The sequence below is a fragment of the Pseudomonas sp. SIMBA_068 genome, from assembly GCF_046534705.1.
Taxonomy (GTDB): Bacteria; Pseudomonadota; Gammaproteobacteria; order Pseudomonadales; family Pseudomonadaceae; genus Aquipseudomonas; species Aquipseudomonas putida.
In genome coordinates this window covers 75,839-97,079 of record NZ_JAWRYI010000004.1, presented here as the reverse complement: position 1 = coordinate 97,079, position 21,241 = coordinate 75,839, and the positions used below count along the sequence as shown (strand labels likewise).

The window sequence follows — 21,241 nt, the reverse complement described above, 5'->3', positions numbered from 1 at the left end:
TGCAAGGCAGCCCCAAATACCTAGAATTCGAAGGTGCTGGACAGGCTCACCTGCCGCGCATCGCCGATAGCCACGAAGTACTGGTTCACCGCCGAGCTGTAGTAAACCTTGTCGAACAGGTTCTTTACGTTCAGCTGCAAACGCACGTTGTGCTCATCCAGCTTGGTCTCGTAGCTGGCGAACGCATCGGCCACGGTGTACGACGGCAGGTCGAAGGTGTTGGTCGAATTGCCCGCCCGCTCACCCACGTAACGCGCGCCTGCACCTACACGTAGCTTGTCGCCACCGAACAGGCTGCCGAAGTCGTAAACAGCCGACAGCGAACCACTGTGTTTGGCAACGTTCTGCAAGCGGTTGCCCTCAAGGTCCGGGTCTTTTGTAACCTTGGCATCGGTAAAGGCATAGCTGCCGATCAAGCTCCAGTGATCGCTGAGCTGGCCGGTCAGGTCAAGCTCCACACCTCTTGAATTGACCTCACCGGCATTGCTGTAGACCGTCTCGCCAGTCCCGCTGTCGAAATTGGCAACCAGCACATTACGCTTGGTGATATCGAACAGCGCCAGCGTACCGGTCAGGCGACCGGGCATGTCCAGCTTGGCGCCCAACTCCCACGACTTGCCTTCCTCTGGTGCAACGGACGCGTCCAGCACCACACCGCCAGTCAGCGGCGCAATGCTGGAGTTGGGCTTGAACGACTCGCTGTAACTGCCGTAGAACGACAGCTGCTCATCAAGCTTGTAGACGATGCCGGCATGCGGCACCCAGGCCTGGCCGCTGTTATCGGTATTGGCCGTGAACGGGCGGCCGCGGCCGGCGTACTGGTCGAACTGCTGGAAGCGTGCGCCGGCCACCAGGATCCAGTGGTCATCCAGGTGCAATGCGTCCTGCACGAACAGTGCATCGGTGCGCAGCTTGTCGGTCTGGTCGCTGTCGCTGGCACGCACCGTGCTGCCTTCCACTTCCTGGCCGTAGACCGGGTCCACATAGCTGAAAGTGGACTTGGCAGTCTGGCGAATCAGGTCGCCGCGATACACCTTGCGGTCTTCATGGTCGACGCCGAACAACAGGTCATTCTCCAGGCCGGCCAACTCCACATTACCGGCCAGGCTCAGGGTAGCGAACTGGTCACGGCTCATGGCGTTGTGGGTGCCATCGATGCTGCGTGTCAGCGTGCCTTTGGCTTCATTGACGCCGGTCACCCGTACCTGGCTGGCATCATAGGTCTCGCGGTTGAAGCTGTAGCCAAAGTGCAGCTTCCAGTCATTGGCCAGCTGATGGTCGACCTCCAGGCGATACAGGTCGGAGCGCCCTTCCATGTCGTTGAACGGCTCGTCCAGGCGGCGCGTGGCGGGGATGTTCAGCGGGTGGCCATCGCTGCCGAACGCGGTGCCCCGGTCGAAGGGGTAGAGAAACTCGCGGTGCTCGTAGGCCAGTACCACCTGGGTGTCTTCACCCAGCCAGGCCAGCGACGGCGCCACCAGCGATTCGCGGTGCACGCCGTAGTTGCGCCAGTAGTCTTCGTCTTCATGGTCGACGATCAAGCGGTAGGCGAAGTTGCTGTCGCCCAGCGCACCGGTACTGTCGAGCCCGCCGCCACTGCCATTCTTGCCGCTGCCGTAGGTCGAGCCGCGCACGTCCAGGGCGTTGTACTGCTGCAGTTGCGGGCGCTTGCTGACCACGTTGATCACCCCGCCCGGATCCTGGATGCCGTACAGCAGCGAGGCCGGGCCCTTGAGCACTTCAACCCGCTCGGTGCTGGCGTTGAGGCTACGCCCCTGCACGATGGGCATGCCATCGCGCATGATCGAGCCGTCGCGGTTGTCGCCAAAGCCGCGCTTCATCACCGTGTCGGACGTGCCGCCAAAGTTGTTGCCCTGGGTAATGCCGCTGACGTTGGCCAGCGCATCGTCGAGGTTGCGCGGTGCCTGGTCGTGAATGACCTGGGCCGGTACCACGTTGATGGCCTGGGGGATGTCCTGGTTCGGCCCCTGCCCGCGCATGATCGAAGCGCTGGCCGGGGGCTGGTAGCTGTAGTCGTCCAGCTGCGAGGTTACGTTGGTGGCCTGCAGGTTGAGGGCGCCTGAGGTGTCGGCGGGTTCGAGGGTCAGGGTGCGTGCGTCGACGCGCCGCCAAGCCAGCCCGGTGTTGCCCAGCAGCTGTTGCAGCGCCTGCTCGGCGCTGAAACGGCCATTCAACGCGGGCGCTTGCACGCCCGGCAGTTCGAGGGTGTAAACCACACTCTGGCCGGTGGTGCGGCTGAAAGCGTCGAGGGCCTGGGCCAAGGGTTGGGCCGGCTGGGCGAAGGCATAGGCCTGCAACTGCTCGGCGGCGCTTGCCAGAGGGGCGACAGCCAAGGCCGGGACCGCAGCCAGGCCGAGCCAGAGAGGGACGCAACGCGAGGAGAACTTCATGGACGCTGACCTGTGAGAGGGTGACGATTGCGAATGAATCGCACTTTCACTCATTACACGGATGCCACGTCCTGTTACCTCACCCGTTGATTGAAATTATTTTTCCTGTGCCGGCCTCTTCGCAGCACAAGGCTGCTCCTACAGGTACTGCATGGCCGGTGCAGGCTGCTACCGAACCAGGGTCAGACGCCCCAACACGGTCTGCCGCGAAAAACCCATCACCTTGCCCAGCGAATCCAGCGCCAGCAGCGGCTCGGTCACCGGGAAGCTGCCGCTGACCTTGCGCTGCCCCAGTTCGCCATCCAGCAACAGGATGCGCCCCGGGTAATAGCGCCCAAGGTCTTCGACCACCTGCGCCAGCGGCACCTGGTAATAGTTCAGCCACCCCTGGCGCCAGGCCAGGCGGTTTTCACTGTCCACCCCCAGGGTGTCGCCTACCCTGCCTGCGCTGAAGGCCACCTGCTGATTGGCCGTCAGCTCACGCGCCAGAGTGCCTTGCGCAGCGCTCACGCCCACACGCCCGCTGCGCACCGTCACCTGGGCGCCGTCGCCTTGCTCACGCACCTCGAACTGAGTGCCGAGCACCCGCACTTCGCCACCGCCGGCTTCGACCAGGAACGGCTCGCCGGTATGCGTGACCTCGAAGAACGCTGCGCCATGCAACAACCGCACACGGCGCTCTCCCTGGGCAAAATCGACCGCAATGGCGCTGCCGGCATCAAGCGTCACCTGCGACTGGTCGGCCAAAGTCACCTGGCGAACCAGCCCGGCACTGCTGTAGTCGGCCTGCAGGTCCTGCAACCAGTACGCCGGGTGCCAGCCACCGGCAACGCCCACGGCCAGCAGCAGGCAGGCCGCCATCGCCAGTGCTGCCACCTGCCGCCACGGGCCGCGGGTCGGCGGCTTGGCCATGGCATCGAGGTAGCGCTGCAGGGCGTCCTGTTCTTCGTCCGCCAGGCGCGCCGCCGGGGCGGCGCTTTTCTGCCACAGCGCCTGGGCCTGTTGGTAGGCGTCACGGTGCACGGGGTCGGCCAGCAACCAGCGCTTGAACGCAGCCCCTTCGGCTTGCGCGGGCTGCTCATTGATGCGGCTGAGCCATTGCAGGGCGGCCTGGGACTGCGCCTCGGTGATCGGGGGCAAACGGCTCATCGACGGGCACTCCCAGGCCGGCGTGGGGTGGACGCGGGCTCGGCAACACTCGCCTTGCACGCTTCAAGGGCGCGCATCATATGCTTTTCCACGGCGCTCTGGGACAGCTGCATGGCCTTGGCAATTTCGCCGTACTTGCAGCCATGGATGCGGTTGAGCAGAAAGATCTGCCGGGTGCGCTCGGGCAATGCGCGCAAGGCAGCTTCGATGCGCTGCAGGTCGTGGTCGACCTCCAGCGCCTGCTCCGGCGCCTGAGCCATTGCCGCCTCGTCCATGGGCAAAGCGGCTTCTGCCACCCGTTCGCGGCTGCCTTCACTGCGCAGGTGGTCGATGGCCAGGTTGCCGGCACAGCGCAACAGGTAGGTGTCCAGCGCCTCGACCTTGACCTCGGGGCGGCGCCAGAAACGCAGGAACAGTTCCTGCACCAGGTCTGAAGCCGTGGCGCGGCAGCCAACGCGCCGGCTGACCAGCGCCTCCATGCGCGCCCGTTGGGCCAGGAACACCTGGACGAAACGTGCGCGCCCTCCACTGCTGTCGGCTTCGGGCTCGATGATATCCCCCTGCTCGCTCACAGGTTCACACGGCAAACACGGCCAGCAATGGGCCCAGCACCACGCTGGCGGCGGCCAGGCCCAGCAGCAGACGTGGCTGGTACGGCAGGCCGAACACCCACACGGTCACCCCGGCCATCATCACTGCCGTCCATTCCACCAGGCCATGGGCCCAGCCACGCAGGTGCACGCTGAGGATCAGCGACAGCATCAGCAGCAGCCAGCCGGCAACGTGCAGCAGCTGCAACTGCCTGGGGCGCGGCTTGCGCCCGAGCAAATCGCTGAAGTGCTTTTCCATGGCCAGGCACAGGGCGACAAAACCTGCGAATGCAATCAGTGCGTTACCCAGCATCAGCTCACCTGCGCCGTTTCAGTGCCCGCTTTTTTTGCCGCGCGTGGCCGCTTGGCAACCGGTTTGGGGCTGCGCAGCATCTTGCCGGCCAGCCAGGCCAGGAACAGGCCAGTACCCAGGGCCGTCAGGTCGAAGCCGGCCATGGCCCAGTCACCTGCCTGCAACGAATGGTTCAATCCCCGGTCGGTGCTCAAGCCATTGAGCAGCGGCAGCAGAACAAAGGCCAGCGCCCCCAGCGCCAGTTGCTCGCCCCACGCCCGGCGCCCGCTGCGCAGCACGGCATGCACCAGTGACAAGCCCCAGGCGATGAAGAAGGCATTGACCTCCCAGCCAGCGCGGCCCTCGACGCCCACCGGGATCAGGCGGTTGGCCCAGAAGAAGCCCGCCGCCGCCAGCAGCAGCCCGCTCATGCTGGCGATATTGAGCACCTCGACCAGGCGCAATTCACCCGGCATGTGCGCGCTCTTGGCATGCTTGAGCTGGCGCTTGCCCAGCCACATCACCAGCCCGGTGCCGATCACCGCAGTCCCGGCGACGCCAAAGAAGAAATACAGCCAGCGCAGCCACGGCCCGGCGAAATTGCCCATGTGCAGCCCGGCAAAACTGAAGGCAGTCATCATCGCCCCGCTCTCTGGCTTGCCCTGGCTCAGCAGCGCACCACTGGCGCCGTCGAACGTCCAGTTGGCACTGCGCCGATAAGCCACGTGGTCGGCAGCCGACTGGGTGAAGGTGACGCGGGCATTGCTGTCGCCGGGGTTCTGCACCTGGATGAAGCCGATACGCGCGCCCGGTTGCAGTTCCTGGACCTTGGCGTACAGGGTTGGCAGCGCAACCAGCGGCGTGGGCACCTGGGCCGCTTTGGGCGCATCGTCGCGGCCGAACAGGTCGTTGAAGTACTTACCGGTGTCATTGCCATAGCTGGCCATGATGCCAGCCGGCATCACCATGTACATGAACAGCACCAGGCTGCTGTAACTGATCATCAGGTGGAAGGGCAGCACCAGCACGCCGATGGCGTTGTGCCCGTCCAGCCAGGAGCGCTGGCCCTTGCCGGGGCGGAAGGTGAAGAACTCCTTGAAGATCTTCTTGTGGGTGATGATGCCGGTGACCAGCCCCAGCAGCATGATGAAGGCGCAGAAGGTCGACAGCCAGCGGCCAAACGGGTACGGCATCTGCAGCTGGAAGTGGAACCGGTAGAAGAACTCGCCACCCCGGCTGTCGCGTGCTTCCACTGGCAGGCCGGTCTGGGTGTCGAGGGTTTTGTTGACGAAGCCACGCGGCCCGCCGTTGGGGTCGCGATAGCCCACGCTCAGGGCCGCCTCACGCTCGTTGGGCATGTCGATGAACCAGGAGGCGGAATGCCCGGCATTGTCCTGCAGGTATTGCTGGGCCTTGTCCAGACTGAGGGCCGGGTCCAGGGTATGACGGCGCACCTCGGGCTGCGCCCAGTGGGTGATTTCATCCTTGAAGTACGACAGCGTGCCGGTGAGGAAGATGGCAAACAACAGCCAGCCAAAGATCAGGCCGGTCCAGGTGTGCAGCCAGGCCATCGCCTGGCGGAAGCCTTCTTTCATGGGTTTTTCATCCAGTAGGCAACGCCGCTGATCATGCCCAGCAACAGGCTCGGCGCCAACACCCCCAGCCAGGCACGCCAGGCGCTGCGACAGGCGAAGCACCAGATGAATGCCAGCAGGTAGAAGACGAACGACAACAGCAGGCCGGTCAGCGTGGCATCGACCTTAGGCAGTGGCGCCACCAAGGCAATGCAGACGCTGGCCATGGACGCCAGCAGGTAGCCGCCCAACAGCGCGGCCAGGCTGCGTGAGGCAACGGCCAGCCGATAGCTGAGCGAGAGGCCGGCGGTTTTGCGCGTCATGGCGAAAGTCCGGGTGTTTTGGGGGTTGCAATAATAATGATTTCAATTCTCATAGGCAAAGAGTTAGCGATGTGTTGCCTGTCCTGGCCCTATCGCCGGCAAGCCAGCTCCCATAGGTATTGCACAGGGCTTGAAGACAGCGGGGTTGTGTGGGAGCGGGCTTGCCGGCGATAGGGCCGGTGGAGATTGCCGAGCATTCTGCCCTGCAATACAATGCGAACAATTCTTACTACCAGTTGCGCTACCTGGCGCCGGAGTATCACGGTGCCCAGCGCGCTCACATCCACGGTCGAACGGCCATGCAGCCCTGCCCTCCGCCATGCATCGATGGATTTGCAACAAGAAATTTATTTTCAAAAAGGGCTTGAATTCGGTCCGCGGTTGCCTGACCTTAGAGTCAAGAGGCGCAGAAATTCCAAGGGTCTCAAGGGCCTAGGCGCGTCTCCATGCGAGCAAGCTGAATAAGGATTGAATCATGCAAATCCAGGTCAACAGCAGCAACCATTTCGAAAGCAACGCCCGTCTCGATCAGTGGGTCCGCAGTACCCTGCAGAGCTCTCTGGAACGTTACGAAGAAGACCTCACCCGCATCGAGGTTCACCTGCGCGACGAGAACGGCGCCAAGCCCGGACCGCATGACAAACGCTGCCAGATGGAGGCTCGCCCCAAAGGCCACCAACCGATTTCCGTGACCCACACTGCCACTTCGGTAGACCAGGCAGTCGACGGTGCCGCCACCAAACTCAACCACGCGCTGGAACACTTCTACGGCAAGCTGCGCAGCAAGCGCGGCGCCCTGGAACTGAGCGACCCGGACGCCTGACCCCAGCAATGAAAACGCCCGGCCAAGTGCCGGGCGCTTTTATTAAAGGCCATTAAAGGCCATTCAAGGGCTCCCTCAATTCACTACCCTCAGCCTTGGCACGGGGAACAGGTTCTCCAGGGTTGTCAGCAAACGCTTGTGATAAAGCGGCTTGCGGAAAAAATCCACCACCTGCAGGTGCAGCAGTTCGCTGACATCATCCAGGTCGGCCTGCCCGGACATGACAATCACCGGCAGGTGCAGGCGGGCCGTATGCTCGCGCATGCGCCTGATCAAACCGATGCCGCTTTCCTCGGGCATACGCAGGTCGGTGATCACCAGGGCAACGTCCGGATGACGGGTAAGCTGTTGCAAGGCAGCCTGTACCGATGTCGCGGTCAGGCAGGCGAAGCCTTCGTTCTCTAAAAGTTCGGCCAGCTCCAGCAGAACGTCCTGCTCGTCATCCACCAAAAGGATCTGCTGGCGCGAGGAAGCGTCCTGCATGGCGTTGGCTCCTGTTCAATGGTCAAAGGGCATTTTTGATCGTGGTGAAGGTGGCGTTGACCGCCGTGGAGATGTCCCCGACGAATGCCGCCAACACCACTGCAACCATCGTCGCGATGACCGCGTATTCGATACCGGATGCTCCGTCCTTGCGATGCAGGAAGTTCATGCAGTGCAGAATGAACAGTTTCATGGCTCAGCTCCTTGCGGCATGCATGCCGGCGATGGCGGTATCAAAGTGACACCTATTTGCCATCAGCATCGTCAAGCTGGAAAGGTCTGCAAATGTATTAAAGGATTAATTACAAAGTATTAATTCCCGAGAATTAACACCCATAAAAATGCTAACCCTCTGTATTACCTTGACTTAATCACGATCCCGAAAAAAACCACTCCAGCTCATGGCAAATGGTGATGGCTGGGCTACCGTCCTATAGCGAAATAGTGACTTTTTGCCATCAGTCGACGCGTGCAGGGAGGCTGAGATGAGTAGTCGCTTGACCCTGATACTGGCGGCATTCTTCCTGCTGGCAGCACTGCTGGCAGGCTACTGGGGCATTGTGCTCAGCCGCCCTGCTGCTGTGCCTGCACCGGTTACCCCTACGGGCGAACAACCGGTTGTCGCCGTCGCCCCACCCCCCACCGCTCCACCGGAACCACTGCGTACAGCCGTCGTCGTCCTGCGCAAGGCACTGCCCGCCAATACGCCGGTCACTGAAGACGATGTGCTGATCGAGCGCCTGCAGGTTGCCCCCGCCGGGGCCTACCAGCAAACCGCCCAGGTGATCGGGCGAACCAGCGCCAGGCCACTTGCCGCGGGCACCTGGCTGGATGAGTCCAGCTTCCAGGCCGGCGGCCCGCTGGCGCGGATGATCCGCGCCAACGAGCGCGCCGTGGCAGTCGGTGTGGACGAAGTGGTCGGCGCTGCCGGCCAAGTGCGCCCGGGTGACTACGTGGACGTGTTGCTGTTCCTGCGTGAAGAGCCTAACAACCCGCAGTCCTCCGCCCAGGTGGTACTGCCGGCCTTGCGCGTGCTCAGCGTCGGCGAGCAGACGGGCCTGGCCAACGATGGCCGCCCGGCGCAGACCGCCGAAGAGCAAAAGGCCCGGCGCGAACAGGCCAGCATGAGCGGCAACGGCACCCGCACGGTAGCGCTGGCAGTACCCGAGGCCTTCGCCAGCCGCTTGATGCTGGCTGCACAGGCCGGCACGTTGCGCCTGGCCGTGCGCAGTGCCGATGAACAACGCCTGGCTCGGTACTGGAACGAACCCGATGTCAAACCGCAGGTAGAAGCCGCCAACCGCGAACTCTACCGCTTCAGCCAGCTGTCCCAGTCGCCGGTGGTCAACGCTGCCAGCCTGGCGACCCGTAACCCCACACCCGCCATGCACATCATCCGTGGCGCACAGGCTGACGATACGAATAAAAGCCCCTGACCCGGCAAGGATGCAGCGATGCGTAGTTCCTTTTTGAGACAAGCATGTTGTACCGGGCTGCTGGCCGCGCTGTTGCCCCAGGCGCAGGCGGCGGGTAAAGGCTGCGAAGCGGTCAGTCAGCTGCCTTCGGTCATCGAGATAGACCAGGGCCTGCAGCAGGAGCTACGCCTGCCGCTGGCGATCAGCCGGGTTGCCGTGGGTGAGCCGAAGGTGGCCGATGTGCAGTCCAGCGGCGAGCGCGGCGTGGTAATTACCGCGGTGGGCCAAGGCAATACCACCCTGATGCTGTGGACCACATGCGCCCCGTCACCTCACAGGGCCATGGTGTTCGTCAAAGGCCGGGCCAGTGCCGACATGGCCGAAGACAGCTTCTTGCCGTCGCAGGATGCGCAACTGATAAGCCAGGTGCAGGCCGACATCCGCTTCGTGGAAGTACGCCGCACCAAATACAAGGAGGCCGGTGCACGGTTGTTCTTCAAAGGCTCCAACAATAGCCTGATCGGCTCGCCGGGCACCGTGCCCGGCACGTCCGTCAGCCCCGGTTCGGTCCCCAACGTAACCCCGTCGATCCCCCTCGACGACACCGTCTTCAACATCGTCTGGGGCGGCGGCAGCAGCCGCTTCCTGGCCATGATCAACGCCCTGGAAAACAGCGGCTTCGCCTACACCCTGGCCCGCCCCAGCCTGACCGTGCTCAGCGGCCAGACTGCGAGCTTTCTGGCTGGCGGTGAAATCCCGATCCCGGTGCCCAGCGCGGGCAGCGACAACGTGTCGATCGAATACAAGGAATTTGGCGTACGCCTGGCGCTGACACCGACCGTCATCAGCCAGGGCAGGATCACCCTCAAGGTGGCGCCGGAGGTCAGCGAGCTGGACTACAGCAACGTGGTGACCATCGCCGGCACGCAGGTGCCGGGTTTGACGGTAAGGCGCACCGACACCAGCATTGCCCTGGCCGATGGCGAGAGCTTCATCATCAGCGGCCTGGTCAGCAACAACACCCGTTCCGCCGTAGACCGCCTGCCTGGCCTGGGGAGCCTGCCGGTACTGGGCGCGTTCTTCCGCAACTCGGCCATGCGCCGCGAAGAAACCGAACTGCTGATGATCGTCACCCCGCACCTGGTCCAGCCGCTGGCCGCCAACGCCCGGCTGCCGCAACTGCCGGGCGAGAACCTGCGCACCTACGACCCCAGCTGGGGGCGCCTGTTCTTCCTGGAGAACGGCAACTTCGATGGCCAAGGCGGGTTATCCCAATGAACGAGAGCCTGAACCCCACCTTCCTCGCCATCACCCGCAACGAGGAGGACCTGCACTGGCTGCAAGGCGCACTGGCGCCGCAAGGCCAGGTGATCGGTGCCAGCGCCGGCAGCCTCGACGAGCTGCTGGCGCTGGTCAACGCCACCTTCAGCAACCTGATGTTCATCGGCCTGGACCGCGAACAACTGGTCAGCCAGTGCGCCTTGATCGAGGGGGTGCTGGAGGCCAAGCCGATGCTGGCGATCGTCGCCCTCGGCGATGGCATGGACAACCAACTGGTGCTGCATGCCATGCGCGCTGGCGCCCGCGACTTCGTCGCCTATGGCTCGCGCGCAAGCGAAGTGGCCGGGCTGGTGCGCCGCCTGGGCAAGCGCATGCCGGCGGTGGCCAGCAACCCCGCCCTCGGCGGGCTGACGGTGCTGTTCGGCGTACAAAGCAGTGCCGACGGGGCATTGCTCACTACCCACCTGGCCCGGGTGGTGCAGGAGAGCGGCCAGCAAACCCTGTTGCTGGACCTGGGCCTGCCGCGTGGCGACAGCCTGGCACTGCTCGGCCTGGAAGCGTCGTTCTTCTTCGGCGACGCCCTGCGCCACTTGCGCCGCCTCGACACCACACTGATCGACAGCGCATTCACACGTGACAAGAAAGGCTTGCGCCTGCTGACCTACGCCGAGGCCGACGACCCGCTGCAGCAGACCAGCGCCGCCGAGCTGTACATGCTGTTGAGCGCCCTGCGCCAGCATTTCCAGCACATCGTCGTGAACCTGACCGGGCATGCCGACAGCGAAGCCCTGCGCACGCTGGTGAGCCATTGCGACAAACTGATCGTCTACACCGACCAGAACATCCTCGACTGCCGGCGCAACCTTGAAGTGCTCGACCTGTGGCGTGACCACGGCATGAAGCTGGAGCACGCCAGCCTGTTGGTGGACCGTTATCTGAACAACGTTGCACCCGACGCCGATACCCTGGCCAAACGCTACGGGCTGCCCTTGCTCAAGGCCATCCCCTGCAGCCCGGAAGTGCGCCTGAACGTGAAAAACCAAGGCCTGAGCCTGTTCGAACTGGCCCCGCGTGAAAACCTCACTCAAGCCCTGCGCAGCCTGGGCGAACGCCTGGCACAGCGCTCGGAAAACCTCGCACCACCAGCCTTCACCTGGCTGCGTCGGCTTTGGGGGAGCAAATGAGCAATGACCAACCCTTTGGTGGCCCGCAACACGCCTCCGGCGACCCCTACGCGCTAAAGCGTGCACTGCACCGCTTTGCCATCGACGCCATCGAGGACAGCGGCCGTAACCTGCTCGAAGGCGCCCGGCCAGCGCTGACCCAGTTCGTGCTGGAGCAGGTGGGCGATTACGTCGCGCGGCTACGCCTGGCCATGTCGCGCTACGAAATGGAGCGCCTGGCCGAAGAGCTGGTGGATGAGCTGACCGGTTTCGGCCCGCTGGAAGTGTTGTTGCGTGACCCCACCGTCACGGAAATCCTGGTCAACGGGCCACACCGGGTGTTCGTCGAACGGGCGGGCCTGTTGCAGCAAACCGACCTGCGCTTTATCGACGCCCACCATGTGGAGCGGGTGATGCAGCGCATCCTCGCCCCGCTTGGCCGGCGCCTGGATGAATCCTCGCCAATGGTCGACGCGCGCATGCCCGATGGCAGCCGGGTGAATGCGATCATTCCGCCTGTGGCACTGGACGGCCCGTGCCTGTCAATCCGCAAGTTCCGCCAGGACATGCTCAAGAGTGCCGACCTGCTGGCCACCCGCGCCATCGACCAGCACATCTTCGACTTCTTCGAGCGCGCCGTGGGCAAACGTTGCAACATTCTGGTCAGCGGCGGTACCGGCACCGGCAAGACCACCCTGCTGAACATCCTCAGCCAGATGATCGCGCCCCGCGAACGCCTGGTGACCATCGAGGACGTCGCCGAACTGAATTTGCACCATCCCCACGTGGTGCGCCTGGAAACCCGTCCGCCGAATGCCGAAGGGCATGGCGAAGTCAAAGCCAGCGAACTGATCCGCAACGCCCTGCGCATGCGGCCCGACCGCATCATCCTGGGTGAGATACGCGGCAGCGAAGTGCTCGACGTGCTCACCGCAATGAACACCGGCCACGATGGCTCGATGAGCACGGTGCACGCCAACACCGCCCAGGATGCGCTGCTGCGCCTGGAAACCCTGGTCGGCCTGAGCGGCCGGCAAATTGCCGAAAAGACCATGCGGCAAATGGTTTGCGCGGCGCTGGATGTGGTGATCCAGCTGACCCGCCTGCCCGATGGCCGACGCTGCGTCAGCGAGGTGCTGGAAGTGGTCGGCGTGCGCGATGAGGTGTACGTGACCAACACCCTGTTCCGCCTCGATCGTCGTGGCGGCGATACCTTTCTGCGCGAAGCCCCCAACCCGGCAGGCAGCAAGCTGCACGCAGAGGGCCTGCTGTGACCGGCCCCGTGTTGCTGGCACTGTCCCCGCTGTTGCTGGGCGTGGCCTTGCTGCTGCTGCGCCGTGGGCTGTACAAGCGGCACGAAGAGCGCATCCTGCAACGCCTGGGGCGGGCGTTCAGCATTGTGCGCAATGGCACCGCCCGGCGCGAATGGCTCGACGCCCTGCTGCAACGCGCCGGTTTGGGGGCTATCGACTTTGAGCCACAACGCTGGTTGCTGGCGTGGCTGGCCGTGGTGCTGCTGGCGCTGATCGTTGCCGGCTGGGTGGCTGCCTTGATGCTGTTGATCGGCCTGCCGACCCCGGCGTACCTGATCCTGAGCTGGCAAAGCCGCCGGCGGATGCGGCAAATCGTCGACCAGTTGCCCAGCCTGCTGGACTACAGCGTTCGCAGCCTAAAGGCCGGCCGCACCCTCAATGACGCGGTGCTGGGCGGCATCGACAGCAGCCGCGACCCCCTGCGCTCCGCCATGGCGCGGGTGCGGCGCAACGTACAGTTGGGCGTGGCGCTGGAGGATGCCGTGATCGAGCTGGCCGAACTGCACCAGCAGGACGAACTGCGGCTGTTCGCCCTCGGCTTGCGCATCAACCAGCGCTACGGCGGCAATGCCAGCGAACTGATGGAAAACCTGATCAAGCTGATCCGCGAGCGTGAACAAGGGGCGCGTCAGCTCAAGGCGATGACCGGCGAAACCCGCATTACCGCGATCATTCTCGGGTCGTTGCCGCTGGCCATGGTCGGCTACTTCATGATGGCCAACCCGCATTACCTGTTGGCCATGTGGCGCGACAGCAGCGGCCAGATGATGCTGTTGCTGGCCTTTGCCCTGCAGGTGCTCGGTTGCCTGGTGCTGTGGCGGATGATGAGGAGCTTGTGACCATGGCCTTGCTGATCTGCGCCCTGTGCCTGTTCATCGCCGCCAGCCTGTTTGGTCTGCAGGTTATTCGCCAATGGCGAGCGCGGGTACTGGTGACCCGACGTCTGCAAGGGCGACTGACCCGCGACGAACGCCTGGGCGACTGGCTGCAGTGGCTGGGCAGCAGCGCGTGGGGGCAGCGGCTACAGAAATTCGACGGCGAAAGCCACGCCCTGCTTGAGCGGATCGGCTGGCGCCGCAGCCGCCAGCGCGCCCTGTTTGCGGCTGTTCAGCTGGGCCTGCCGCTGCTGGCGGTGGCGCTGACGCTGTTGTTGCAACAGGGGTTCAAGGGCAGCGCCGCGGCCGGCTGGATGGTCTGGCCATTGTGCGCGCTGGGCGTCGGTTACCTGTTGCCCAAGCGCCTGTTGGCCGTGGCTGCGGCCCGCCGCCAGCGGCGCATCGCAGAAGAGGTCAGCCTGATGATCCCCTTGCTGCGGATTCTCTTCGAGACCGGCCTGGCCGTTGAACAGACCCTGCGCGTGCTGAGCCACGAAGGCCGGACGTTGATCCCGCACATCAGCGCAGAGCTGCGCCAGGTGCTGCAGCGGGTGGATTCGGGCATGGCGCTCGGCGCGGAACTGGAAAAGGTCGCCCAGTTGCTGGCTGTGGATGAGTTCACCGATACCTGCGTGATCCTGCGCCAGTTGCTGACACAGGGCAGCGGCGCGATGAAGTCGTTGCAGGCACTGAAGGCGCTGCTCGACGACCGTCGCCTGACCCGCCTGCAAGAACGGGTATCGATGATGTCGGCAAAGATGTCGGCAGTGATGATGGTGTTCCTGTTTCCGGCCTTGCTCATTGTCCTTGCCGGGCCAGGCTTTTCTGCATTGGCGCGGGCGTTGAGCCCATGAGGACTGATTGATGAAGACAATCCTGTTGTGCGCAAGCCTGGTGTTGCTGACCGGATGCGCCGGGCAACAGCCCGAAGGCCTGCGCCAGTTGTTCGCCACCGCCAGTTGCAGCAAGCCGGACGCCGACCAGCAACTGGCACTGAACCTGGCAGACGAAATGCTCAACGACGGGCGCCCGCACGCCAGCCTTGCCCACCTGCAGCAACTGCCGGACACCTTCGACCAGGTGCGCCTGCGCAAGGCCAAGGTGTCACGGCTGCTTGGCCTCAGCGAGGCCGAGCCCTTGTACCGCAGCCTGCTCGGCGGTTGCCTGGCTGCCGAAGGCGAGCACGGCCTGGGCCAACTGGCATCGGCCCGCGGTGACGACGTACAGGCCCTGCAGAACCTGCAACGCGCCGTACGGCTTGCGCCTACCGACGAGCGGGTGCGCAACGACCTTGGCGTGGTGCTGATGAACCTGGGGCGCTATGACCAGGCGCGCTTCGAGTTGCTGACGGCAATCGAACTGAAGGACGACAACACGCTGTCTGCGGTCAACCTGGTGACCTTGGCGCTGGTGCAGGACAACTGGCAGCAGGCCACCGACCTGGTCGGCCGGCTGCAGCTCAAAGCCGGGCAATTTGCCGAAGCCCAGGCGCGGGCCGGCAAGATCAAGGCCGGCGGCCGAGGCCCGATTGCATCGGCCAGGGCCCCGGACATGATGGTCAATTGATACGCGGAGGTGATCATGATCAGGTACGTGATGCTACTGGCCTGCTGCGTAGGCAGCGCGACGTTGATGGCCGAGGAATACCCGCGCCATGCCGCTACGGATGAGACGGCCACCGAACGGCTGTTGCGCGTGCAGTCCAGCGGCGAACAGGCATCCACGCGCCTGCAGGTGCAAACCGCGCGGGAGCGTGACCAGTCCATGCAGCGCTGGCTGGATACCTACAAGTACGAAATCCCCGACTTCTACCGCTGGACCAAGATGACAGAGCGGAATAATTAGTTCGCGGGTATTTTTGCGTCGCCTGTTAGATCGAGCGCCGCGCGGGCGGCGCTCGATCTAACAGCCGCCGCGACACTCAAGCCAGGCAAGCGAAACGGCAAAACCGGCCAGCAAAAAAGGCGCAAACGGCCTCTTCTCCCCCGGCTGGCGTGCCCTGCGCCGCACCATCTGCCATGCCACCAGTGCCACTCCGGCACCAATGAAGGTACCGAGCACGTGGTCCACGCTGGTAGCCAGCGCCAGCGCGCCAAGCAGCTTGACGTCCCCAGCCCCGAACTGGCCGAGCATGTAGCCAGGCAGCGTCAGTAACAGGACGATGACGAAAGCCAGCGCTGCATCGCTGCCCTGGGCACCTAGCCAACTGTTCCCGGTGGCCAGCAACCAAACCAGCGCACAGGCGGCAACACCGAGCGTCAGGACATTGGAAATCTGCCGCTCCCGGGCATCCTGACCGGCGCACAACGCAAGCCAGACAAGCACTGCAAGGCTGTGTATAGGCAATTGGCCATCCCTGTTCGTCGATCGGTTCTATGCTGTTACTCAGGATTCATGGTCAGGGTAGACGCAATCATGAAAGCAGGCCCGGCAAAACGGCAAAACGGCGCAGCGGCCATTGAGTTCGCGGCCGTATTCATGATTTTTTTCGCGGTGTTCTACGGCCTGGTCAGCTACACCTTGCCCATGCTGATGCTGCAGTCATTCAACCAGGCCAGCGCCGAGGCCGTGCGGCGCTGCGTGGCCCTGGACCCGAACAGCGCCAGCTACACCACCGATGTGCAGGACCTGGCCCACCAGGTCATCGGCCAACAGTTGCAGTGGATGCCTGCCGCGTTCAACTTCCAGCCCGCCAGTGACGCGCAGGTAACCCTGGGCGCCAACAAATTGCTGACCGTGACCATCAATTACCCCAAAACGAAACTGACCAACGTGCTGCCGATGCTGGTCCTGCCGCTGATCGGTGAAGTGCCGCACCTGCCCGATCGCCTGCGGGCCGAAGCGAGCTTGCAGCTATGAGCGGCCTTTTCGATCGCTGGCTGGGCGGCCCGGCCACCGCGCAGGCCGAGCCGGCCCCGCAGGCGGTGGGGCTGCAACTCTGGCTGGATGACCAGGGGCACGTGCTGCGCCTGGCCGGGCCCCTGCGCACGGTGCTGCCTGCAAATTCACACAGCGCCCCGCGTGTGCATGACTACCTGCAACGGCAAAGCTGGCTGGTACTTGAAGGCCTCCCCGCCGACTGGCAGGGGCAACCGCTGGACCTTGATTTTGCGACCGTTCACGGCCCTGCCCTGCACACCCGTGGCTGGCTTCAGCGACAGGCCGATGGCTGGCTGCTGCAGGTGTTCGATATCGGTGACCTGCTGGGCGAACGCGAGCAGCACGGCCATCGCCTCACCCAGCAGAAGCTGGCAACGGAGCTTGGCCGCAGGCTGCGTGACTGCGACGAAGAACGCCTGCTGCTGACAGCCACCGAACAACTGCAGCAACTGGCCGAGCACTGGCATGCCGGCTCTGTGCGCCTGATGCTGCCGGGCGATAGCGGCTGGTACACCTACACCTGCAGCGACAACGACTGGCCCTGGGCCGAGGACGAGCGCTTGCGCCCCTGGCTGCAAACACTACCGCCTCGGGGCCGCGAAATAGCTGCTGGAAACCCGCTGTTGCAGCCATGGTGCGCCGGTTTGCCATTGTTGGCCGTGCCCTACCTGCACGGCCATACCGTGCAGGCCTGGTTGCTGTGCGCGGGCGCGCCACGGCCGCCGACCAGCGAAACGGTCGCTGCCCTGCTGCAAGCGCTGATCGAACCCCTGCTCACTCGCCTGCGTCAGCAGCAGTTGCGGCAACGCTCACGCCACCTGGATGAACTGCAACAGCAACTGGGCGCTGGCTGGTGGTCATGGCCCCTGCAGGGGCCGCTGCAGTTTGACCCGGCCCTGGCCTTGCGCCTGGGCGTGCCGCCGGAAGCGACCGCCGAGCAATGGTTGGAGCGCTTGCACCCGGCCGACCGCGAAGCCGCACGCATGGCGCTGGAGCAACTGCGCGAAGGCATTGCCTTGAACCTGAACCTGCGCCTTCTGCCAGCCAACAGCCTGGCAAGCCCGCGCTGGCTGCAGTGGGTAGGCCAGTTGCACGGCCGTCAGGTCCAAGGATTTCTGCTCGATATCAGCGCGCTGAAGGCCCAGGAGCTGCAGGCCGGCGCCGCACGCGCGCGGCTGGAAAACCTGATCGCCAGCTCGCCCGCAGTGATTTACGTCCAGCGCTATGCCGAAGGTGCACTGCACAGTGAATTCTTCAGCGCCAGCCTGACGCCGCTGCTGGGCTGGGAGCCGGACAGCGAACAGGCCCGCCAGCCAGGCCAGACGCTGCACCCCGACGACCGCTGGTTGTGGCTGGAACGCACCCGCACGCTGTTGCGCGACGGCCAGGCCCGCAGCCGCTACCGCCTGCGCGACCACCTTGGCCGCTACCACTGGATACTGGACGAAGCCCGCCTGCTGCGTGACGACCTGGGCCAGCCTGTCGAGGCAGTCGGCCTGTGGCTGGACGTCAGCGAAGCGACCGAGGCGGCCGAGCAGGTGCGCCAGAGCGAGGAGCGCTACCGCGTGCTGGTAGAAGACTCGCCGGCCATGATCTGCCGCTACCGCCCAGACCTCGAACTGCTGTTTGGCAACCACCCGCTAGCCGAACAGCTGGAGTGCGCACCACAACAATTGACGGGCATGAACCTTGGTCAGTGGCTATCCGACAGCCAACATTCGGCCTTTCTCCAGCGCCTGGCGCGGTTGACGCCGGCGCAGCCCTTGGCCAGTGCCGAAATCTGCCTGCAACTGCCTGGGCGCAGAACAGCCTGGTGGGTGTGGGCCGAGCGTGGCCTGTTCGATGAGCACGGCCAGTTGCAGGAAGTGCAGGCGGTGGGGCGCGACAATACCGAAGTACGCCACAGCCAGCAGCAACTGCGGCAAGGGGCCAAGATGGCCACCTTGGGCGAATTGGCAACGGGCCTGGTGCATGAAATCAACCAGCCGTTGAGCACCATGCGCCTGGCGTTGGTCAATACCATCAAGCGCCTGGAAAGCGGTGAGGTCGATGCCGAGTATGTGACGGGCAAGCTGCAACGCATCGACGCCCAGGTCGAGCGCGTGGCGCACCTGGTGGAGCACCTGCGCACCTATGGGCGCCGCTCCGAGGTCGAACAGCATGTGTTCGCGGCGTGGGTAGCAGTGCACGGTGCGCTGGGGTTGCTGGCGGAAGGGTTGAGCGGCAAAGGCGTGGCATTGCACATCGAAGAGCCCGACCTGTGCCCGGAAGTACTGGGCCATGAGGACCAGCTCGAACAGGTACTGATCAACCTGCTGGTCAATGCCCGTGATGCGCTGCTCGAACGGCGGGTTGCCAAGCCGCGGATCAGCGTGAGCCAGCGCGTCGAGGACGGGCAACTGTGCCTGCTGGTGGAAGACAACGGCGGTGGCGTCGACCCGCGCCTGCTCGAACGCATCTTCGAACCGTTCTTCACCACCAAGCCCGCCGGCATGGGCACCGGCCTCGGTTTGTCGGTCAGCCACAGCATCGTCGAAGCAATGGGCGGCCGGCTGGAAGCGCACAACGGCAATGAAGGTGCGTGCTTGCGGGTGTGGTTGCCGCTCTACAACGCCAACTGAGCGCGGCCGCTGGAGCAACTGAGGTTGGCGCCGACTTCGGCGTTGACCAGGTCGATGCCCAATACTTTCAGCAGCACGTTCACCAAGGGGTCAAGCAACGGGCTCAGCAGGTTTTTGATAAGGGGCTCGACAATGCCCTTGACGCCGCTAAGCACGCTGCCAACGATAACCAGCACGTCGCCGAGGCCGCTATTGACGGTGGGTTTGTAAGCTTCCAGTTGTATGCCTTGCAGCGTGTCGGTGAGGCTGCCAACCACGTTGCTGTTGGCGGTTTGCATGCTTTGGTAAGCGGGGGTAAGGCCAATGTTTGGTGGGGTGCTGTTGGGCGCCTGGAAGATCAGCGGGCGCTCGACGGCACCGCTGCCCAGCAGCTTGCTGTTGACCCGCAGGCCGAGGCCGCCGCCGACGAAGGGAATACGGGCCTCACAGGTTGCAGGCAGTATCAAAAGCCGAGTGCATCGCTTGGAACCAATGTCTACCAACGGCAAAGCCTTTACGGCCGTGGTGCCATTGGTGAAGAACGCATTGGCGGACTCAAAACGCCCGACTGCAACCTTGGCCGCTGAGCTCTGGGTTTGCGTCGTCAGACGCTTGGGTGAGCAACTGAATGTATCGGGTGATTGGGGGTTGAGACGCGTGGTGGCCTCGGCGACCTCCAGCCCTATATCCAGCGACAGTTTATCCGGCACCAGAATGATGTCACTGACCGTGCAGGGTATGCCCACCAGGCAGAGCACCGATTGCAACGTGCTGGCCAGGTTCAGGCTGAGCAGGTTATTGATCACGTTGGTCAGCGGCGACACCAGGTCGAGCACTGCGTTAGCGAGCCCGAACACAGAATCCAGCAACGGCAACTCTAGCGAAATCATCGCCCGCACCTGTGCGGTATGCACCCGCAACTCGTTCGTGCGCGGGTCGCCCACCGCCGAAATCTGCTGAGGCTCGATCACCATCAGACGCACCCGGCCATTGACCAGCCCTAACACGGTTATTGGTAAATCCACCGTTGCAGCACTTTCGGTGACCGCCAGCTGAATGACCCCCTGCACCAATTGCAGCAACTGAATATTGGCATCCAGCCCGGCCTGCGCCGTACCGTTCTGAATATCGAGCAAGTCGCCCAGCTGCAGCAACGTACTGTTGCTGGCACCAAGGGCCAGCTTGCCAAGGTTGGTCACCACATTTGCCGCTGCACCGCTCTGCTGCAGCACCTTTACAGCCGCTTGCAGCAATTGCGTAGCGGTGGCGTTGGCAGTGAGCAATTGCTGGTAGTCGCCTGCCTTGAGCTTGAGGTCGATGGCCAGCTGGTCGAGATAGCGGAGCAAATTGAGTTGGGTGCTGGCGATGCCTTGCCAGCCGGCTACATCCAGCTGAACGGAACCGCCCAAGGCGCCGAGCAGTGCATTGAGCAAAACCGACTGCCGCGAATCGACGGTCGCCAGCGTGGTCCGAATGGTCAACATCGCCTGCGGCGGCAGAGGCGACGATGCCACCGCGTGCGCCTGCAAGGTCGTGGTCAACGGCACACCACTGCCCTGCGCCAGGCTATACACCCCCGCCGCAACACTGGTGGGCACCGTGTTGCTCACATCCACGCGGATGGCTTCATTGCGATTGTTGTCACTGGTGAAGGTGCGCAAGCTGTTGGCGCCGGTCTGCAAGTACCCGCAACTGGCGGTCAGCGGGTTGCTGGCCGCGTGGCCGTTGCGGGTGGCGGCTGTGCGGGCAATCGCGTTGGCCTGGGGCCCGCTGCCGGTGCACACGGCAAACTGGCCTGCCGCCTCCAGCGCCGACATGTCGGCAATGCGCTGCAGCTTGCGCTGCTCCAGGTACAAGCGGCCGCTGTCGATCACCACCAGCATGAACAACAGGGCAAGGCCCAGGGTTATCACCGCCATGAGGCCAATTGCGCCACGTTGACGGGCAGCAGATGAGGGAACCACGGGCACTCCTTTGCCGGCCACTGGCCATGCGTCGCGGCTGCGGTTCAAGGAGTGTAGTTGCGATGATGGCTAATTGCCTTGCAGGAACCAACCTGGCAGTGCCCG

The 21,241-nt window shown here is 64.0% G+C and carries 21 protein-coding genes; 11 read left to right on the top strand and 10 right to left on the bottom strand.

The features are described from left to right. Positions 1-20: 20 nt before the first annotated feature. From SB756_RS12085 to SB756_RS12060, 6 genes are all read right to left on the bottom strand, one after another. Complete coding sequence (locus SB756_RS12085; RefSeq protein WP_410910894.1) at positions 21-2,411, bottom strand: TonB-dependent siderophore receptor; 2,391 nt, start codon at positions 2,409-2,411, stop codon at positions 21-23. Positions 2,412-2,579: 168 nt separating this feature from the next. Continuing rightward, positions 2,580-3,560 (bottom strand): FecR family protein, encoded by a 981-nt coding sequence (locus tag SB756_RS12080; RefSeq protein WP_410910893.1) that lies wholly within the window; start codon positions 3,558-3,560, stop codon positions 2,580-2,582. Further along, positions 3,557-4,132 carry an RNA polymerase sigma factor gene (locus SB756_RS12075; protein ID WP_059395166.1) on the bottom strand — a complete coding sequence of 192 codons (576 nt, stop codon included), beginning with the start codon at positions 4,130-4,132 and terminating at the stop codon, positions 3,557-3,559. Before SB756_RS12075 ends, SB756_RS12080 begins: the two co-directional genes overlap by 4 nt. A 4-nt stretch (positions 4,133-4,136) precedes the next feature. Further along, the gene (locus SB756_RS12070; RefSeq protein WP_410910892.1) at positions 4,137-4,463 is read right to left on the bottom strand and encodes a DUF3325 domain-containing protein; all 327 of its coding nucleotides are present in this window, start codon (positions 4,461-4,463) and stop codon (positions 4,137-4,139) included. Continuing rightward, positions 4,463-6,037 (bottom strand): PepSY-associated TM helix domain-containing protein, encoded by a 1,575-nt coding sequence (locus SB756_RS12065; RefSeq protein WP_410910891.1) that lies wholly within the window; start codon positions 6,035-6,037, stop codon positions 4,463-4,465. The genes SB756_RS12070 and SB756_RS12065 overlap by 1 nt, the downstream gene beginning before the upstream one ends. Then, on the bottom strand, positions 6,034-6,339 hold the full coding sequence (locus SB756_RS12060; protein ID WP_016497978.1) for a DUF3649 domain-containing protein: 306 nt from the start codon (positions 6,337-6,339) through the stop codon (positions 6,034-6,036). Before SB756_RS12060 ends, SB756_RS12065 begins: the two co-directional genes overlap by 4 nt. 475 nt (positions 6,340-6,814) lie before the next feature. On the opposite strand from SB756_RS12060, the gene SB756_RS12055 reads away from it, so the two are divergent. Continuing rightward, complete coding sequence (locus tag SB756_RS12055; RefSeq protein WP_016489041.1) at positions 6,815-7,162, top strand: HPF/RaiA family ribosome-associated protein; 348 nt, start codon at positions 6,815-6,817, stop codon at positions 7,160-7,162. A 75-nt stretch (positions 7,163-7,237) separates the two neighbouring features. On the opposite strand, the gene SB756_RS12050 is transcribed toward SB756_RS12055, so the two are convergent. Continuing rightward, positions 7,238-7,645, bottom strand: coding sequence for a response regulator (locus SB756_RS12050; protein ID WP_341796753.1), 408 nt, complete (start codon positions 7,643-7,645; stop codon positions 7,238-7,240). A gap of 22 nt (positions 7,646-7,667) precedes the next feature. Then, entirely contained in the window at positions 7,668-7,838 is a 171-nt protein-coding gene (locus SB756_RS12045; protein ID WP_016497973.1) for a Flp family type IVb pilin, read from the bottom strand. A 292-nt stretch (positions 7,839-8,130) separates the two neighbouring features. Here SB756_RS12045 and cpaB point away from each other — a divergent pair, with 292 nt between their 5' ends. From cpaB to SB756_RS12005, 8 genes are read left to right on the top strand one after another with little or no spacing between them, the layout of a single operon-like run. Beyond that, the gene (gene cpaB / locus SB756_RS12040; RefSeq protein ID WP_410910890.1) at positions 8,131-9,081 is read left to right on the top strand and encodes a Flp pilus assembly protein CpaB; all 951 of its coding nucleotides are present in this window, start codon (positions 8,131-8,133) and stop codon (positions 9,079-9,081) included. An 18-nt stretch (positions 9,082-9,099) separates the two neighbouring features. Next, positions 9,100-10,338, top strand: coding sequence for a type II and III secretion system protein family protein (locus SB756_RS12035; protein ID WP_410910889.1), 1,239 nt, complete (start codon positions 9,100-9,102; stop codon positions 10,336-10,338). After that, positions 10,335-11,525 (top strand): pilus assembly protein, encoded by a 1,191-nt coding sequence (locus tag SB756_RS12030; RefSeq protein ID WP_410910888.1) that lies wholly within the window; start codon positions 10,335-10,337, stop codon positions 11,523-11,525. Before SB756_RS12035 ends, SB756_RS12030 begins: the two co-directional genes overlap by 4 nt. Beyond that, entirely contained in the window at positions 11,522-12,778 is a 1,257-nt protein-coding gene (locus SB756_RS12025; RefSeq protein WP_016497969.1) for a CpaF family protein, read from the top strand. The genes SB756_RS12030 and SB756_RS12025 overlap by 4 nt, the downstream gene beginning before the upstream one ends. After that, positions 12,775-13,656 (top strand): type II secretion system F family protein, encoded by an 882-nt coding sequence (locus tag SB756_RS12020; protein ID WP_410910887.1) that lies wholly within the window; start codon positions 12,775-12,777, stop codon positions 13,654-13,656. Before SB756_RS12025 ends, SB756_RS12020 begins: the two co-directional genes overlap by 4 nt. Before the next feature lie 2 nt (positions 13,657-13,658). After that, positions 13,659-14,546, top strand: a complete 888-nt coding sequence (locus SB756_RS12015; RefSeq protein ID WP_410910886.1) for a type II secretion system F family protein — start codon at positions 13,659-13,661, stop codon at positions 14,544-14,546. Positions 14,547-14,556: 10 nt separating this feature from the next. Next, positions 14,557-15,258, top strand: coding sequence for a tetratricopeptide repeat protein (locus SB756_RS12010; RefSeq protein WP_016497966.1), 702 nt, complete (start codon positions 14,557-14,559; stop codon positions 15,256-15,258). A gap of 15 nt (positions 15,259-15,273) precedes the next feature. Continuing rightward, a complete protein-coding gene (locus SB756_RS12005) occupies positions 15,274-15,537 on the top strand; it encodes a DUF3613 domain-containing protein (RefSeq protein WP_341796758.1) in 264 nt (87 codons plus the stop codon). A gap of 57 nt (positions 15,538-15,594) precedes the next feature. Here SB756_RS12005 and SB756_RS12000 read toward each other — a convergent pair whose 3' ends face one another. Further along, entirely contained in the window at positions 15,595-16,032 is a 438-nt protein-coding gene (locus SB756_RS12000; protein WP_341798925.1) for a prepilin peptidase, read from the bottom strand. Between the two features lie 75 nt (positions 16,033-16,107). On the opposite strand from SB756_RS12000, the gene SB756_RS11995 reads away from it, so the two are divergent. Next, complete coding sequence (locus SB756_RS11995) at positions 16,108-16,551, top strand: TadE/TadG family type IV pilus assembly protein (RefSeq protein WP_341796759.1); 444 nt, start codon at positions 16,108-16,110, stop codon at positions 16,549-16,551. Continuing rightward, the gene (locus SB756_RS11990; RefSeq protein WP_410910885.1) at positions 16,548-19,193 is read left to right on the top strand and encodes an ATP-binding protein; all 2,646 of its coding nucleotides are present in this window, start codon (positions 16,548-16,550) and stop codon (positions 19,191-19,193) included. The genes SB756_RS11995 and SB756_RS11990 overlap by 4 nt, the downstream gene beginning before the upstream one ends. Here the strand turns inward: SB756_RS11990 and SB756_RS11985 are convergent. Beyond that, entirely contained in the window at positions 19,178-21,136 is a 1,959-nt protein-coding gene (locus SB756_RS11985) for a pilus assembly protein TadG-related protein (protein ID WP_410910884.1), read from the bottom strand. The genes SB756_RS11990 and SB756_RS11985 overlap by 16 nt on opposite strands. Between the last annotated feature and the right edge of the window lie 105 nt (positions 21,137-21,241).

Bases quoted from the DNA above. Each gene is read 5' to 3' on its own strand.
- SB756_RS12060 (WP_016497978.1), bottom strand. From the start codon at position 6,339: ATGACGCGCAAAACCGCCGGCCTCTCGCTCAGCTATCGGCTGGCCGTT.
- SB756_RS12065 (WP_410910891.1), bottom strand. From the start codon at position 6,037: ATGAAAGAAGGCTTCCGCCAGGCGATGGCCTGGCTGCACACCTGGACC.
- SB756_RS12005 (WP_341796758.1), top strand. From the start codon at position 15,274: ATGATCAGGTACGTGATGCTACTGGCCTGCTGCGTAGGCAGCGCGACG.
- SB756_RS11995 (WP_341796759.1), top strand. From the start codon at position 16,108: ATGAAAGCAGGCCCGGCAAAACGGCAAAACGGCGCAGCGGCCATTGAG.
- cpaB (WP_410910890.1), top strand. From the start codon at position 8,131: ATGAGTAGTCGCTTGACCCTGATACTGGCGGCATTCTTCCTGCTGGCA.
- SB756_RS12085 (WP_410910894.1), bottom strand. From the start codon at position 2,411: ATGAAGTTCTCCTCGCGTTGCGTCCCTCTCTGGCTCGGCCTGGCTGCG.
- SB756_RS12050 (WP_341796753.1), bottom strand. From the start codon at position 7,645: ATGCAGGACGCTTCCTCGCGCCAGCAGATCCTTTTGGTGGATGACGAG.
- SB756_RS12010 (WP_016497966.1), top strand. From the start codon at position 14,557: ATGAAGACAATCCTGTTGTGCGCAAGCCTGGTGTTGCTGACCGGATGC.
- SB756_RS12035 (WP_410910889.1), top strand. From the start codon at position 9,100: ATGCGTAGTTCCTTTTTGAGACAAGCATGTTGTACCGGGCTGCTGGCC.
- SB756_RS12055 (WP_016489041.1), top strand. From the start codon at position 6,815: ATGCAAATCCAGGTCAACAGCAGCAACCATTTCGAAAGCAACGCCCGT.
- SB756_RS12080 (WP_410910893.1), bottom strand. From the start codon at position 3,560: ATGAGCCGTTTGCCCCCGATCACCGAGGCGCAGTCCCAGGCCGCCCTG.
- SB756_RS12015 (WP_410910886.1), top strand. From the start codon at position 13,659: ATGGCCTTGCTGATCTGCGCCCTGTGCCTGTTCATCGCCGCCAGCCTG.
- SB756_RS12025 (WP_016497969.1), top strand. From the start codon at position 11,522: ATGAGCAATGACCAACCCTTTGGTGGCCCGCAACACGCCTCCGGCGAC.
- SB756_RS11990 (WP_410910885.1), top strand. From the start codon at position 16,548: ATGAGCGGCCTTTTCGATCGCTGGCTGGGCGGCCCGGCCACCGCGCAG.
- SB756_RS12045 (WP_016497973.1), bottom strand. From the start codon at position 7,838: ATGAAACTGTTCATTCTGCACTGCATGAACTTCCTGCATCGCAAGGAC.
- SB756_RS12070 (WP_410910892.1), bottom strand. From the start codon at position 4,463: ATGCTGGGTAACGCACTGATTGCATTCGCAGGTTTTGTCGCCCTGTGC.
- SB756_RS12030 (WP_410910888.1), top strand. From the start codon at position 10,335: ATGAACGAGAGCCTGAACCCCACCTTCCTCGCCATCACCCGCAACGAG.